General features: G+C 61.1%; 18 protein-coding genes. 5 read left to right on the forward strand and 13 right to left on the reverse strand.

The features are described 5' to 3' along the window. Positions 1-36: 36 nt before the first annotated feature. Positions 37-324, reverse strand: coding sequence for a hypothetical protein (locus tag V8P86_RS01890; protein ID WP_336325542.1), 288 nt, complete (start codon positions 322-324; stop codon positions 37-39). 45 nt (positions 325-369) lie between these two features. Next, positions 370-846 (reverse strand): hypothetical protein, encoded by a 477-nt coding sequence (locus tag V8P86_RS01895; RefSeq protein WP_336325543.1) that lies wholly within the window; start codon positions 844-846, stop codon positions 370-372. Positions 847-933: 87 nt separating this feature from the next. On the opposite strand from V8P86_RS01895, the gene V8P86_RS01900 reads away from it, so the two are divergent. Next, complete coding sequence (locus V8P86_RS01900) at positions 934-1,524, forward strand: poly-gamma-glutamate hydrolase family protein (RefSeq protein ID WP_336325544.1); 591 nt, start codon at positions 934-936, stop codon at positions 1,522-1,524. A gap of 32 nt (positions 1,525-1,556) precedes the next feature. On the opposite strand, the gene V8P86_RS01905 is transcribed toward V8P86_RS01900, so the two are convergent. Together V8P86_RS01905 and azf are read right to left on the reverse strand one after the other, a co-directional pair. After that, the gene (locus V8P86_RS01905; RefSeq protein ID WP_336325545.1) at positions 1,557-2,066 is read right to left on the reverse strand and encodes a universal stress protein; all 510 of its coding nucleotides are present in this window, start codon (positions 2,064-2,066) and stop codon (positions 1,557-1,559) included. A 90-nt stretch (positions 2,067-2,156) separates the two neighbouring features. Then, positions 2,157-2,948: an NAD-dependent glucose-6-phosphate dehydrogenase Azf gene (gene azf, locus V8P86_RS01910; RefSeq protein WP_336325546.1), complete on the reverse strand. Its 792-nt coding sequence runs from the start codon at positions 2,946-2,948 to the stop codon at positions 2,157-2,159. A gap of 148 nt (positions 2,949-3,096) precedes the next feature. Between azf and V8P86_RS01915 the strand changes: the two genes are divergently transcribed. From V8P86_RS01915 to V8P86_RS01925, 3 genes are all read left to right on the forward strand, one after another. Beyond that, positions 3,097-3,456: a dihydroneopterin aldolase family protein gene (locus V8P86_RS01915; RefSeq protein ID WP_336325547.1), complete on the forward strand. Its 360-nt coding sequence runs from the start codon at positions 3,097-3,099 to the stop codon at positions 3,454-3,456. 73 nt (positions 3,457-3,529) lie between these two features. Further along, positions 3,530-3,868, forward strand: coding sequence for a 2Fe-2S iron-sulfur cluster-binding protein (locus V8P86_RS01920; protein ID WP_336325548.1), 339 nt, complete (start codon positions 3,530-3,532; stop codon positions 3,866-3,868). A gap of 202 nt (positions 3,869-4,070) precedes the next feature. Next, on the forward strand, positions 4,071-4,655 hold the full coding sequence (locus tag V8P86_RS01925) for a DUF7110 family protein (protein ID WP_336325549.1): 585 nt from the start codon (positions 4,071-4,073) through the stop codon (positions 4,653-4,655). 48 nt (positions 4,656-4,703) lie between these two features. Here V8P86_RS01925 and V8P86_RS01930 read toward each other — a convergent pair whose 3' ends face one another. The 9 genes from V8P86_RS01930 to V8P86_RS01970 form a co-directional block, all read right to left on the reverse strand. Continuing rightward, positions 4,704-5,465, reverse strand: coding sequence for an SDR family NAD(P)-dependent oxidoreductase (locus tag V8P86_RS01930; protein WP_336325550.1), 762 nt, complete (start codon positions 5,463-5,465; stop codon positions 4,704-4,706). 108 nt (positions 5,466-5,573) lie between these two features. Next, entirely contained in the window at positions 5,574-7,151 is a 1,578-nt protein-coding gene (locus tag V8P86_RS01935) for a CocE/NonD family hydrolase (RefSeq protein WP_336325551.1), read from the reverse strand. A 155-nt stretch (positions 7,152-7,306) separates the two neighbouring features. Next, complete coding sequence (locus V8P86_RS01940; RefSeq protein ID WP_336325552.1) at positions 7,307-8,392, reverse strand: NAD(P)/FAD-dependent oxidoreductase; 1,086 nt, start codon at positions 8,390-8,392, stop codon at positions 7,307-7,309. Between the two features lie 2 nt (positions 8,393-8,394). Further along, a complete protein-coding gene (locus tag V8P86_RS01945) occupies positions 8,395-9,180 on the reverse strand; it encodes a DUF7388 family protein (RefSeq protein WP_336325553.1) in 786 nt (261 codons plus the stop codon). Positions 9,181-9,225: 45 nt separating this feature from the next. Next, the gene (locus tag V8P86_RS01950) at positions 9,226-9,825 is read right to left on the reverse strand and encodes an NUDIX hydrolase (protein ID WP_336325554.1); all 600 of its coding nucleotides are present in this window, start codon (positions 9,823-9,825) and stop codon (positions 9,226-9,228) included. Positions 9,826-9,878: 53 nt separating this feature from the next. Continuing rightward, entirely contained in the window at positions 9,879-10,349 is a 471-nt protein-coding gene (locus V8P86_RS01955) for a DUF7109 family protein (protein ID WP_336325555.1), read from the reverse strand. A gap of 41 nt (positions 10,350-10,390) precedes the next feature. Next, positions 10,391-11,482, reverse strand: coding sequence for a glycosyltransferase family protein (locus V8P86_RS01960; protein ID WP_336325556.1), 1,092 nt, complete (start codon positions 11,480-11,482; stop codon positions 10,391-10,393). Between the two features lie 89 nt (positions 11,483-11,571). After that, on the reverse strand, positions 11,572-11,931 hold the full coding sequence (locus V8P86_RS01965) for a hypothetical protein (RefSeq protein ID WP_336325557.1): 360 nt from the start codon (positions 11,929-11,931) through the stop codon (positions 11,572-11,574). A 100-nt stretch (positions 11,932-12,031) separates the two neighbouring features. Then, positions 12,032-12,475 carry a universal stress protein gene (locus V8P86_RS01970; RefSeq protein ID WP_336325558.1) on the reverse strand — a complete coding sequence of 148 codons (444 nt, stop codon included), beginning with the start codon at positions 12,473-12,475 and terminating at the stop codon, positions 12,032-12,034. Positions 12,476-12,597: 122 nt separating this feature from the next. On the opposite strand from V8P86_RS01970, the gene V8P86_RS01975 reads away from it, so the two are divergent. After that, a complete protein-coding gene (locus V8P86_RS01975; RefSeq protein WP_336325559.1) occupies positions 12,598-13,284 on the forward strand; it encodes a potassium channel family protein in 687 nt (228 codons plus the stop codon). The last annotated feature ends 2 nt before the right edge of the window (positions 13,285-13,286 follow it).

The raw sequence follows: 13,286 nt of genomic DNA on the forward strand, positions 1-13,286 counted from the left end.
TGTTGGTTTTCGTCGCGAGCACCGAAAAGACTCGAATTATTTGTCTGATGGCAAGAGGCCGCCGTAGTACAACAGGTGTGCTCCGGCGGCGACCAAACCGAGTCCGAGAGCGCGAACGCGGGTCGATGCCCCTTGACGAGGCTCGAAGTCGACGCTCAGGACGAGTCTGTAACTGCGCTCGGCCAACCCGAGCAGGGTCGTCGGTGCAACGAGGTGAACGAGCCCAGTGACGACTAACAGGGCACCCGCAATCCTCGGCTGTGTCGGGTCCGAGCCCGAATCACCTGGTGACTCTTCTCGTGTATCGCTCGGTGGCTGTTTCATTGTTTTCGTAGAGATGATACAACACTAACAGTCTAACGACTTCCATCAGGTGAGCAACTGGTTTCCGAGGGTGACTGCCGGAACGAGAACGAGCAGGTAGCCAGCGGCCATAATCGCCCAGTCACGGCCCGTCGTCCGCCGGCGATCCGAGGACAGTCCCGGGGCCCGCGGCAGGGGAACGAGCACGAAAAAGCCGACCATCAGGACGTACAGCACCACACCGGTGACGACGGTCGTCAGCACTGAGGAGCCGGACGCGAGCGCTTCAGTCGCAAGCGAGAGCCAGACGAAAAGTAGTCCCGTGCCGACACCGGCGAGATAGTGCGCAACAGTGCCGAGTCGGTCGGGGGCCTTATCCGGGTGAGTCTTCGTCAACACACCGGCCGCGACTCCGGGTGGCGTCTCCCCTTCCGGGAGTCGTGTCATGATGAGATCCATTGCCAGCGTTGCGAGCACTCCGCCGACGAGGCCGATCGGAAACCGGACGACCGGTGCTGGGACAGCGACAGTCTCGGTGACCATGCCGGGATTACGACCGCGTTCAAAAGAGGATATCGACCGCGTTGTCGGAACCACTACGGTTAATGATCCATGCTCCGATTGGTAACTGTGACTCGACGGTTCATCTCGACACAACCGGTAGAGGTCGGCGAGACGGCCCATCTTATCGAGTTGCTCTACGACGACGGCGCGCACGATGGGACGCTAATCTGTGCTGGCCACGGGGGCGCTGTCGAGCCCGGAACGGCCGAACTCGCCCTCGAAGTGGCGATGGACACCGACGACGCGAGCTGTTGGGCGACGCTCGGCTACGAGGGAGACGGCAGCGCGTTCGACCGCTTTCACCCCCCTTCGAAGGCAATCGATCCACCGAAGTATCCGCTGCTCGGCGAAATCGCCGAGAGAGGGTTCGAGCACGTCCTCAGCATCCATGGCCTCGCTGACGACGAAGTACTGGTCGGTGGGGGAGCCAATACCGCGCGGAAGGAAGCAGTCGTCGACCGACTAGACGAGGCGCTTTCAGTCCCAGTCCGCGTCGCGACTGACGGGCAGTACACCGGTACGCATCCCGAGAACTTCGTCAACTGGCTGGCCGAATCTGACGGAGGGATCCAACTCGAACTCGGACCCACCGCCAGATCAGCGCAAGCGACGGAACTCCGGCGGGCCCTCGGCGCGTTCGTCCGTTCAGCGGAGTGAGATCAACCTGAGGAACGAACGGCACGCGGAAGTTACTCCGAGAGATAGAAGTCTGATCGCGACTTTTTGTGCGGAGAGACATCGTTAAGTTTGGCAATCTTGGCCGGACTCCGGTCTCGAACGATGACGACATCGTAGGCTTCGTCCGCTGCGACAGTCTGTCCAACGCTGCTGACTGTCGTGACGAAGTGACCGGCGTTTTCGCTGCCAAGGAAGACCATCGATGCGTCTTCTTTACGGGCAATCTTCCGCAGACGTTTGGCTATCGAGCCTGCTGGTGCGTACCGGTCGACGACCGTGTGCCGGAAGTTTGTACTCGGGCACAGATCGGTCACCTGCTCGTGCAGCGTCGAAACGACAGCGTTTAGATCGAACTCCTCGCCCTCCTCGATCCAGCCGCGTTCGCTGGCGTAGTCCGTGTCTCCGTCCGGAATGACACTGACAGCCAGCACATCTTCGTCGAAGACGTGCCCGAACTCTGCGGCACGAACGAGTGCCGCCTCAGCCAGTTCTGAGCCATCGAACGGGACGAGCAGGGTCATAATGGCATCTCGAGTATCAATAAACAAAGAACATTGGGGGGGTTCTCGGGTGCTGAGAATGCCACAGTTGGACCGCACGTCGAGAAAGAGTTACTCGCCCACGTTGACCGATTCGCTGTTGCCGGAAATTCGCGTCTCGCCGTCCCACTCCGCGGAGTTGTCGTCTGGCTCGTAGCCGAGCGCTTCCTTGGCCCGTTCGAGGGAGTAGTACTTGCGGTCGTTGTCGGAGATGCCGTAGACAATCTCGAAGTCGTAGTCGGCTTCGAGTGCACGCGCGTGGATCTGGGCGCAGTCGCGTGGCGAGAGCCACATTGCTTGGCCGCGTTCGTAGTCGATAGGCGGGTGGTCCTCGTTCAGATTGCCGATGCGGATGTTACAGACAGAGATGTCGTGTTGGTCGTGGAAAAAGCGGCCGATCACCTCACCAGTAGCTTTGCTGATTCCGTATCTGTTTCCGGGACGGGGGAATTCGTCGCCTTCGAGCCGGAAATCGTCGTGTTCGCGGTACATATCCGGGGTTCGGTCGTCGGTCTCGGCGGCCCCAACAGCGTGATTCGAGGAGGCGAAGATCATCTTCTCGACGCCGGCCTCGATGGCACACTCGTAGACGGTGTGCGTGCCGTCGATGTTGTTCGAGAGGACACTCTTCCAGGGGGCCTCCGGGCGTGGATCACCGGCGAGATGGATAACTGCGTTGACATCCTCCATCGCAGGGCGGACATCGGCGTGGTCTTCGACCTCGCCGGTCCAGTAGGGAAACTCCGGTTCGTGAGCCGGCTGGCTGTGAAACATGAGTCGCCAGTCATACTCCTCGCGCAACCCGTTCAGGACTGTCCGTCCGACGTGGCCTCCTGCTCCAGTGAGTAATACCGGGTCGTCCATTCAGTTTTCACAAACACAGGGAGTAATAAGTAGCATACGATTCGGCCGTAACCTGTTGACAGCGCGCCGACAAACGGCCCACTCAGGGGCCGCTGTCGGCCCTTGCCGGGACCGACGCGCGGTTTATGCTCGGGCGGGAACGAGCAGTATGAGCGAACGAGAGCCACGAAAGACCGAGGAAGCCTGTTTCGAGGCGGGGATCAAGTTCGGGACGCTGTATCACCAGTTCGCCGGTGCACCGGTCAGCCCCGACAGCGCCGCCTCGCTTGCGGCAGCGATAGAAGAGTCAATCGAGAACCAACCCCACTGCGAGGCCGTCCGTATCGATATGGATACCGACGCACTCGCGTCGACTATCGACGAAGGACCGGCGTCGTACACCGAACTCACGGGGAAGTTCATGGACGTAGAGATGGACATCGAGTACGACGGAATAGCAGTAACGACGGAGATGCATATGGAAAATGGCTATCCACTGATGGAAGTGACCGGAGTCGACGACCAGTGACAGGTATTCCGTCGCCGCACTCAGGTCACTGTATTGATAAAGAATTTAGTTATCGACCGTCGAATCAGTGCATATGACAGAGTACACCGTCGAGTTCGTCGGGACCGGCGAGAGTCTGACAGTGTCGGATAAGGAAACGATTCTGAGCCGGTGCATCGAAGCGGGCATCGCACAGGAGTACTCCTGTCGGGTCGGAATGTGTCTGGCCTGTTCGGCGAAAATCGAGGAGGGCGACGTAACGCAACCTGCCGCTCGGGGACTGACACAGGCAGAGCGCGAGGAGTATGCGCTGACCTGCATGGCCCGCCCACAGTCAGATCTCAAACTCGACCGCGGAAAATATCCGCCGAGTATCGAAAAGGAGTATCCGACGACCGACGACGGTAACGATACCGCTGCCGCAGACGACTGATTACCTGCTTTTATTCGGACACCTTCAGCGTTGGCCGATCCTGCCCGCGGACCGGGTGGAGACAGCAACACCACCAAACGTGGGTAATCGGAGTCGATTTGCCGTTCTCGAAGAGTAGACCCTATATGGGTGGGGGCCATAGTTAGGGGTGAACACTCGGCGCCAGTGCAGGGCTGACGACCGAACTCGAACTCCTCAAACTATGACCAGCCGCGTATACAGACTTCATTCGACACTGGAACTCCCGCTCGAGGACGTCCACGAGTATTTCGAGGACCCGGAACTACCGGACGGAATCGAGGACGTGGATATCACACGACGAAACAATACACTCATCATCAGCGCGGTGCCGGATGATGACAGTATCAGCAAGTACACGCCGACTGCGCAGTTGAAAGCGAGTGTCACCGAAAACCGCGTGTACGAGGAAGACCCCGAGGCAGGGCCAGGCGGCCCCTCCCCCGGTGGCGGCCCGCAGTGGGGATCGCTCGAAGAAGAAGAGGAAATCGAGTCCGAACTCGTCGAGTATGCCTGTTTCAAGGGAGACCGCGAGACTGTGCTCCAGAACACGGCACTCCAGTACGAGATGTTCCAGGTTCTCTGTCAAATTGCCAGCCGAGCAGAGAAAGGGACGCTCACTGCCGTCGCCGCCACCGAGGAGGATATCAAGGCCATCCAAATCGTCGATGGTGAACGACGCCCGGCATCGGTCACCGTCGTCGAGGACCCAGGCGAAGCCGACGAAGACGACGCGGTCGATTGGCGAAACAACGAGTTCATTAGCTGATCCGGGACTCCGACAGGAGTTCTCTCTGAACAGTACTGCCAGTAGCGGTTAGCTCGTTCGGAATCCACCGTCGACGACGAGGCCGTGGCCAGTCACCCACGACGCCTCGTCGCTGGCGAGGAACAGAATACAATCTGCGATTTCTTCCGGTTCACCCAACCGTCCGAGCGGGTAGTCCTGGCGGAGTTTCTCGCGGGCTTGTTCGGGGTCGTCGGCCGCCGCGAGGAACTGATCCAGAAGCGGCGTGTCGGTGAAGCCGGGACAGACCGTGTTCGCACGGACACCTTTCGGGCCGGCTTCGGCCGCGACAGCGCGCGTGAAATTGAGTACTGCGCCCTTGCTCAGAGAGTAGGCGGCCTGTTTGGGGAGGCCGAAGATACTCGCCAGTGAACCGACGTTGACGATCGAACCCGACCCTTGTTCTTTCAGATGTGGGAGCGCAGCGTGACAGCCGTTCCAGACGCCCTTGATGTTGACATCCATGACGAAATCCCGCATTGTGGTGTCAGTATCCTCGACGTAGGAGGAGGGATGACCCGTGCCAGCGTTGTTGACCAGAATATCGAGTCCGTGTGTCTCGTACACCTCCTCGACGAGGTCGTCGAAGCGCTGCTCGTCGGTCACGTCGAGTTCGTAGAAGGTCGCTTCCCCGCCCGCCTCGTTGATCTCTTCGGCGATTTTCGGCCCTTCGTCGCTGTTGATGTCGGTGACGATGACCTCTGCGCCCTCTTCGGCGAACCGCAGGGAAGTCGCTTCGCCGATGCCAGATGCCGCACCTGTGATAAGTGCTGTCTTGTCTTCGAGTCGCATGATTCACACGGGACTACCAACAGCAAAATAACTGTCCCTTTCCATCGGAAAACCCAACAGTAGTTTCGCCCAACTGCGGTGGTTGCATATCGTGCAGGGGCTACGTTGTTAACATAACAGCCAGCAGTCGTCGTCCTCTTCAGGTGCGTTCTCGTCGGGCCGCTGTGGGAGATGCAGCCGTGAGTTTGTGGCGTCGATTGTCACGCCGTCGGACTCACGGGAGTCGAGATACCACGGGTTCGTGACACTGATTTCGAGTCCGATGGAGTCGCCTTCGTTGACGAACTCCTGAATCGCAGGATACTGGACGCTGATGTCTCGCGTGCTCGAAGAATCGATCAGCATCGGCTGGTCCATCCCGTTGATGTTGTCACCGTCGTGGAACAACTCGAAGAAGAGTCGCGCTTCCGGCCCGGCCACGTCGACGGTCAGGTCAATGGTGGGTTCGCCGATCAGTTCGATATCTTCTCCGGCGGTCCACTTGTAGGTGACAGCCTCGTCGGTCCACCAGCCCCAGCCCTGTTCGAGTTCCGCGCTGGAGCCTTCCCCGCCGTCGGCGAGTTCGTAGGTCTCCGTGGTCGTGTCTGCGGGCGGGAACTGCGCGTCTTCACGCCAGCGGTCACGCTGTGGCAGGTAGTTCGATATCTGCGCCACGTCGGTTTCTCCGCCGCGGACGTGCTGGTCCATCCACCGGACAGCGTGATCGTTCATCCGGCCGCGGTCCGAGAAATCGACCGTGAGTTCGGTCAGGTCGTGGCCACCCTCGTAGAAGAGCAGTCGGCTCTCGGTGCCTGCGTCCTGCAGTTGCCGGTACGTATCGAGCGCCTCGGTCGGGTTGAACAGTGAATCGGTCCAGCCCTGCATCAGGAAGGTTGGCGTATCGATGCCGTCTTTGTACGCGACTGAGCGGCTCTGGAACGCCTCGATAGCCTCGTCGGGGACTTCGTTGTTTTCGATGCTCTGTTCGTACCAGCGGCTGAGATTGTCAGTGACGTCTGCATCGTCGTCGAACAGCGTGTTGATCTCACCGAGGCCGAGCAGTGCGGTCAACCAGCCTGATTTGACGACGCCACCTGGGGCCAGCGAGTATTCGAGGTCGTTCCAGGTGATCCGCGGCACCAAAGCGTCGAGTCGGTCGTCGGCCTCGGCGACCTGGAACTGGATCCCTCCAGCGTAGGAGATGCCGTCCATCCCGACTCGCGGATTGTCCGGTCCGTCGAGGGCGACATCGATGCCGTACTGACCGGTCTCGTTCGCGAGGAAGTCGATCATCCGCTGGGCATCTCTGGTCTCGTTGGGCCCGTTCAGGCCGACAGTCCCCTCGGAGGAACTGAACCCACGAGAATCGTAGGTCAACACCGTATAGCCATTTTTCGCGTACTCCTTGGCTTTCGGGACTGTGATCGGACTCTGCCGGAAGGCACCCCAGCCGTGAGTCATCAGTACCGACGGACGCGGGCCGTTCTCCGGCGGGACGTACAGCGTCGCGCCGAGTTCGGTCCCATCGAAGGACTCGATTGTGGTTCGTTCGAAGGAAATTGATGCCGTCGAGCTGGCCCCTGCCGATCCGGAGACACCCGCACCGCCTGCGGCCACCGCCGCCGCCGTTGCCGTTGTCTTCAGCACTGTCCGCCGGTCGATTTGACTCCCCGATACCCCACACTGAGTGGTCTGTTCCCGTGACATGGCTTACATACCCCCTCACAGACCCCCCGGCCCGTGAGTAGCGTTATCACAATACGATAGAGGATACTACTTAGCTACTGCCAAATTACTGGCACGTTTATTGCCGTTCCCTGTACCAGTTATCGATACTAATAGCAGAGATGCCGCCGGGTCGATCAATCAGTCACGCCGAACGGGAGTGAGACGGGTTCGTCGCCGTCGAAGCGATTTGGATCGAAGCCAGGAATCGATTCACCGCCGAGGATCTGGTCCGCGATTGCTCGGCCGAGTGCAGGCGACCGCATCAATCCGTGACCGCACAAACCCGTGACGACGAAGACGCCGGGTTCGAGTTCGCCGGCCAGCGGATCGCGGTCCGGGGTCGCCGTACAGAGGCCTGCCCACGACCGATCGGCGGTCAAATCCGTCCGTAGTCGATGATCGAGTCCGCGAAGTCGCTCCGAGACGAACCGCTCGTCGGCCCCACGGTCGTACTCGGTCGGCTCACCGTGGTACATTTCCGAGCCGTCACCGGCGAGAATCCCACCGGGAGTCGGGCGGGCGTATCGCTCCGTCGACGCGTCGTAGTAGATCGGAAGGGCACCCTCCACAGGGCTCGCTTCGAGTGCCTGCGTTCGGTACAGACCGAGCGCCAGTCCGGAGTCCAATTCGGAGAGTGCCGCCGACGTTCCTGCACCAGCGGCGACGAGGATAGCATCGGCCTCCCGAACCGACCCGTCTACACGGACACCCCCATCCACTGTCACCGTGGCTGGTGTGTTCGTCTGAATCGAGACGCCTGCGGCCCGTGCTCGCTCTCCGAGATGGGTGACGTACGCCTCTGGATCGACGTAGCCGGCGTTGTGCGCGACGGCGGCCGTCTCGATATCTTCGGTGACGAGTGCCGGGAACCGATCCGCGACAACGTGGTTGTTGATAATCTCGACATCCCGGCCGTGGTCGGCCATCCTGGCAGCCTGCGATTCGATAGCGGTGGCCGTCTCGTCGTCGTGGGCGAACCAGAGATAGGGGCAGTCGGTCAGGAGGTCGTCTGTCCGGAAGTACTCGACCGACTCGGCTGCGATATCCGCGTCGCGTCGGTCGGCGTATGCGTCGTAGCAGATACCCGCGGCGCGGCCGGACGCACCGCTGCCGAGTTCGCCAGCCTCGAACAGAATCACATCGATATCGCGGTCTGCGAGGGCAATTGCGGCTTGGAGGCCGATTGCGCCCCCGCCGACGACGGCGACTCGGTCGACCATCGTCACCCGAGAATCGGATCGAGGCCGCGGGCCGGATAGCCGACGATCCGGTCGACACCTGCGTCGTGAAGCCGCTGGACGCGGTCACGGACCGTTTCGGGACTGCCGACGAGGGCGTAGGCACGACAGCCACGGAGGAGTTCTTCCCGACCCTCGCCCGTGGCGTTGCTGTCGTGGGGCGTCCCCGCCGGCAGTCGTTCTCGGACGCGCCTGCGCCGCGCAGCGTACTCCCCGACGGCGTCGAGAATAGTCGAATCGTCGGTCGAGAGGACAACCGGTGCATACAGCGCGACATCTGTGGAACTATCTGCTTCCCGCAGTGCCCGGACGGAACTGGCGGTGCCAGGCGAGAGCAACTCGAACTGCGTGCCGCCGACGGCCAGTGCGAGTCGTTCGATCCCCTCGGTTCCGATCCACGGATCTGTCGCAGCGTCGGCGGCCGCGGTGAGACGGGGCGCGACGGCTCTCTTCTGCTCGTGATCGTCGAGATAGGCCTGATGGCCGGCGACGAGTACCTCGCCGACAGAATCCGGAAGCGATTCGCGAGCGCTCTCGTCGCCCTTCGGATCGAAGCCATCGACTCGAATCGGTGTGGTCATCCGAACCTCGTAGGTGTCGGCCAGTTCGTGAAGCGTCTGCGGGTCCGGGACGTGTTCGCGACCCTCGAAATCGATCGTAATCGTCTCGACAGCGAGTTCCGCCGCGCGCTTGACAGCAACCTCTGTCGGTTTGATCGCAACGGCATCGATGCCGACATCGGTCAGTGTCGTCCCGGTCAGCGCAGTCATATGGCCGTTTTCGCGTCTGGACGCGCTTAGCCCTGTCGTTTGCTCTCAGACCGGGTAATCGGCGTCCGGGCCGACTTCGCGGTCTGGTTCCGGCGGAACCGTCCAGTCGGTGGCGAGTTCAAGCAACTGGACGAGCATTCGCGCAGTCGCTCCCCAGACGGTGTAGCCGTCGACGTAGAAGTAATGCAGGCGAATCTCGCCGTAGTGAGGGTGTTCGCGGTGTTCACTCTGGTAGTTCTCCCGATCGATCAGCGCCGAGACTGGCAAGATTGCCAGTTCTGCAACCTCGCCATCGTACGGCTCGTACGTTCGGTCGGGGATTTCGGCGACGAACGGCCGGACGGAGTAGCGAGTGATCGTCCGGATATCGTCCAGTCGGCCGACGATAGAGACCTCTTCGGGTCTGAGCCCGATTTCCTCGTTGCCCTCGCGTTTGGCAGTCGCCTCCAGTGAGTCGTCCTCGGGTTCGCGGCCGCCGCCGGGAAAACTCATCTGGCCGGGATGATCCGAGAGATGTTCCGCTCGTTTGGTGAATAGGATATGCGAACCGCTCTCCCTGTCGATTACGGGGGCGAGCACGGCCGCTTCACGCTCCTGATCGTCGACCGTAACCGGCTCGTGATCGCGCACACCCACGAAATCCATGTATCGGACACGGAAGGGGTCCAGAAGCTTAATTTGTTGGTATCACTCTCGGGTTAGCGGCTCTCGTCGAGGTGACTGCGGATTTCGTCGAGTGTCACCGGAGCCCACGCCTCAATGTCGTAGCTCACGTCGATCAGTCGCTCGATTTCCGCAGTATTTCCCATCTCGATGGCGAGTGCCGCCTCTTCGCGAAGGCGTTCCATCGCAGCCTCGCCCGCGCGCTCGCGGTCGATTTCACGCTCGCCAATATCGAGAATGTGTCGCAGGTCCTGTGTGCCCTCCGGGCGGGTCGGAAAGGCGGAAGGGCCGACGACGAGAAGCGGATCCCGGCCGGACTCCGTGGTGTCGAGACTGATCAGTTGATACCCGTCGATTGCCTCGTCGATCAGGTCCTCGAACGTTCCGGAGTCGGCGTCTTCGCCCTGTTTGAAGGCGAGTTCGGCGAGCGCATCCCGGAGTTCGCCACGCGTGAGCGCACCGAAAGAATCGACCACACCGGCCAGGTCGTCGCCTGAAAGCTCCATACCGGAGGCTGGCCCGGTTCCCTCTTAGAAGTTGTGTCCCGCTATCGGCGCTCGTCGAGTGCGGCTTCGGACCGCTCGGCGACCGCTTCGGGGTCGATCGGAGCTGCTCGCCACGTCGGAAGTCTGTCGTCCTCGCCGGGTTGCTGGATCGACGGCGCGTACGTGTCGACCTGTTCGCGCTCCTGCTGGGGATCGTACGCGAAGTCGTTGAACGCCGCATCGCCGGCGTACTGCTGAACGAGTCGCTCTGCGTGCTCCCGGTATCGTTCACGCAGTCGGTCGTACTCGATGTCGACGCCGTGTTCTTCGACGACGGTAAACAGCGTCGCCGCGACCTCGTTACACATCTCACCCAGTCCGCCCGACCCCTCGACGGATCGGTGTTCGTGTTCGTGGATACCGAGATCCACCTGTGCACTGTCGGCGAAGCCAGCGTGGTCGAAGACACCGCCGAGTGTGCCCAGTTCGAGTCCCCAGCCACGCGGCGCGCGAATCGAGTGAGCGAGATCGCCGGTCACCGCAAACTCGCCGGCGAGCGCGTACCGGAAGCTATCGAGATAGGTGACGAAGTCCTCGGTGCTCTGGTCGCGGAGCGCACTCACCAGCGGCGCGTAGAAGAGCCGGAAGAGCCGGCCGTACAGCTGTTCGTCCTCGACGCGAGCGTAGTATCCCTTCGTGAACTCGTAGCCGTCGGCCAGCGGCGAGAGCAGTTTCGGGACGTGGCGGTCGTCGTAGGTCAGCGCATCGGCGTCGTGGACGGCGACGTACGGCGACTGGCCGGCGATTCCGAGCCCGAGCCAGACATCTCGGCCTTTGCCGGCCGCACCGTTGAGGCCGTACTCGGCGAGTAGCGATTCGACTTCCGGGGCGGTACACCACAACACCGTCAGATCGAGGTCGAACGATTCCAGCCACTCGGTCACGTCGGCGACCGTCGACTCTCCGGCCCGCAAGGGGACGAGCACGCGGCCGGGATCGACGGACTCCAGCGTCTTGAGGACCCCCTCCGTGGCAGGACTGCCCTGATCGCGTTCGGCGAGCGGAACGACAACTGTCGCCTGATCGACCGGCGCGGAGGGATCGGCACCGCCGTAGTCGTGGAAGGTTCCGATCCGCTCCTGAACGTATTCCATCGGCTAGAGGTAGGGCAGGAGCTCAAAAAGCGCCGCGATTACCGGGGTATCCTGCCGGGGTCGACAACCCGGATGCTCCTGTACCATGGTTAGTCGTCCTCCTCCGGCGCGACTTCGCCGATGAGCGTCCAGTGAGTGTGCGTCCCACCTTCCGGGCGTTGTTCTTCCGTGACATGATAGAGGTACGGGCCGTGCGGGCAGTCCTCGCAGCCCTCCGCACAGGGGACTGTCTTGACGACTTCGGTATACCCATCCTGCTCTTCGATTCTGATTACGTTCTCACCCGGGTTGAGTTCGATAAGTGACGGAGCATCCGCCTGATGCTGAAGTAATTCCTGCGCGTGGACGATCGTCCGGCGCAAGTCTTCGAGGGACAGATCACCGAGTTCCGCCACGAGCGAATCAGGTAATCCGTCCGGCGGAGTGGGCCCATCAGAATTCTGAGACATAGCTGATCGTTCGTCTCCGTGCGATATAAATAATCTGTCGAGGCACAGGACGGGAGACGGGATCAGCCAGGGATCAAGACCAGTGTCCGTTTTTCTTCAGTCAATCGTCGGCGGACTCTGAGCGCGGCAGAGCTATTACAGGTCGGTCTCCCTGTGTGACCAGTTTCAGCGAGAGATCGCCGGAGAGAAATTGCATGATTCGGTTGTCGCTGCGGGCTCTGTACGCAACGGCACTCGCGTCGACTTCCTCGGCGGCCGCGAAGATTTCGTCGACGACATCCCGGCCGTATGCGGTGTGGTCGTCTGCATCGGGAAAGACCGTCCGGACCGCATCATAGGATTCCTCGGCGACTTCTTCGGATTGCTCGACCGGCGTCTTGTCGGGAACTCCCCTGCCTTTCTCGACGACGTGGAGAGCCGTCACGTGCTCGGGGTCGTACGGTTCGAGGGCGGTCGCCGTCGCAAGCGCGTCCTCCTCGTTAGCGACCGGCAGGAGGACGTGACCGAGTAGCTTTTCGGACTCGCTTTCGCTGTGGCTGTTCATATCGGCTGTAACCACCGCTTGCGTTAAGAATGTGCGTCTTCCCCGCCCCCAGTGGGGGTCCTGCGGTCCGAGAAACCAGAGAGACGATACGTTTTCAATCGAGACGGCTGAATGGAAGATATATGTACATCATCGTCGTCGGTGCAGGCGATATCGGACGCCCGCTGATCGATATCGCGACGAAGTCCGGCAACGAAGTCGTCGTCATCGAAAAAGACGAGCAACGCGCGGACACCATCGCCAGTGAATACGACTGTTTGGTGCTCAACGCGGACGCGACGATCAAAGAGACACTGAAAGACGCCGGTGCAGACCAGGCGGATGCGATCATCTCGACGACCGATCAGGACGCAACGAATATCATGATCTGTCTGCTCGCAAAAGAACTCGATATTCCGTCAGTGATGTCTGTCGTCCACAACCCCGAACACATGGCACTCTACCGGCAGATCGGTGTCAACACGATGGAGAACCCGCAGGAACTCATCGCCGAATATCTCTACCGGGCAGTTGCTCGGCCGGCTATCGTCGATTACATGCGGATCGGCGAGGAGGCGGAGGTGTTCGAGATAACCGTCTCAGACGGCGCACCGGTTGCGGGCAAGACACTGCACGAAGCAGCAAAAGCCGAGCTGATTCCGAGCGATGTACTCATCGTGGCAATCGAACGGGAGGGAGAGGATCCGCCCATCACCCCCCGCGGAGACACCGAAATTCACCCCGATGACCTGTTGACCGTCTATTCTGCCTTCGGCGCAACCCCCGAGCTAACGGATATCTTCGGCCACTACGAGGACGACGCCAAATAACA

The organism is Halovenus anhuiensis (genome assembly GCF_037080055.1).
Classification (GTDB): domain Archaea; phylum Halobacteriota; class Halobacteria; order Halobacteriales; family Haloarculaceae; genus Halovenus.

Bases quoted from the DNA above. Each gene is read 5' to 3' on its own strand.
- V8P86_RS01965 (WP_336325557.1), bottom strand. From the start codon at position 11,931: ATGTCTCAGAATTCTGATGGGCCCACTCCGCCGGACGGATTACCTGAT.
- V8P86_RS01950 (WP_336325554.1), bottom strand. From the start codon at position 9,825: ATGGATTTCGTGGGTGTGCGCGATCACGAGCCGGTTACGGTCGACGAT.
- azf (WP_336325546.1), bottom strand. From the start codon at position 2,948: ATGGACGACCCGGTATTACTCACTGGAGCAGGAGGCCACGTCGGACGG.
- V8P86_RS01955 (WP_336325555.1), bottom strand. From the start codon at position 10,349: ATGGAGCTTTCAGGCGACGACCTGGCCGGTGTGGTCGATTCTTTCGGT.
- V8P86_RS01960 (WP_336325556.1), bottom strand. From the start codon at position 11,482: ATGGAATACGTTCAGGAGCGGATCGGAACCTTCCACGACTACGGCGGT.
- V8P86_RS01905 (WP_336325545.1), bottom strand. From the start codon at position 2,066: ATGACCCTGCTCGTCCCGTTCGATGGCTCAGAACTGGCTGAGGCGGCA.
- V8P86_RS01945 (WP_336325553.1), bottom strand. From the start codon at position 9,180: ATGACTGCGCTGACCGGGACGACACTGACCGATGTCGGCATCGATGCC.
- V8P86_RS01915 (WP_336325547.1), top strand. From the start codon at position 3,097: ATGAGCGAACGAGAGCCACGAAAGACCGAGGAAGCCTGTTTCGAGGCG.
- V8P86_RS01970 (WP_336325558.1), bottom strand. From the start codon at position 12,475: ATGAACAGCCACAGCGAAAGCGAGTCCGAAAAGCTACTCGGTCACGTC.
- V8P86_RS01940 (WP_336325552.1), bottom strand. From the start codon at position 8,392: ATGGTCGACCGAGTCGCCGTCGTCGGCGGGGGCGCAATCGGCCTCCAA.
- V8P86_RS01975 (WP_336325559.1), top strand. From the start codon at position 12,598: ATGTACATCATCGTCGTCGGTGCAGGCGATATCGGACGCCCGCTGATC.
- V8P86_RS01925 (WP_336325549.1), top strand. From the start codon at position 4,071: ATGACCAGCCGCGTATACAGACTTCATTCGACACTGGAACTCCCGCTC.
- V8P86_RS01895 (WP_336325543.1), bottom strand. From the start codon at position 846: ATGGTCACCGAGACTGTCGCTGTCCCAGCACCGGTCGTCCGGTTTCCG.
- V8P86_RS01935 (WP_336325551.1), bottom strand. From the start codon at position 7,151: ATGTCACGGGAACAGACCACTCAGTGTGGGGTATCGGGGAGTCAAATC.
- V8P86_RS01890 (WP_336325542.1), bottom strand. From the start codon at position 324: ATGAAACAGCCACCGAGCGATACACGAGAAGAGTCACCAGGTGATTCG.
- V8P86_RS01930 (WP_336325550.1), bottom strand. From the start codon at position 5,465: ATGCGACTCGAAGACAAGACAGCACTTATCACAGGTGCGGCATCTGGC.
- V8P86_RS01920 (WP_336325548.1), top strand. From the start codon at position 3,530: ATGACAGAGTACACCGTCGAGTTCGTCGGGACCGGCGAGAGTCTGACA.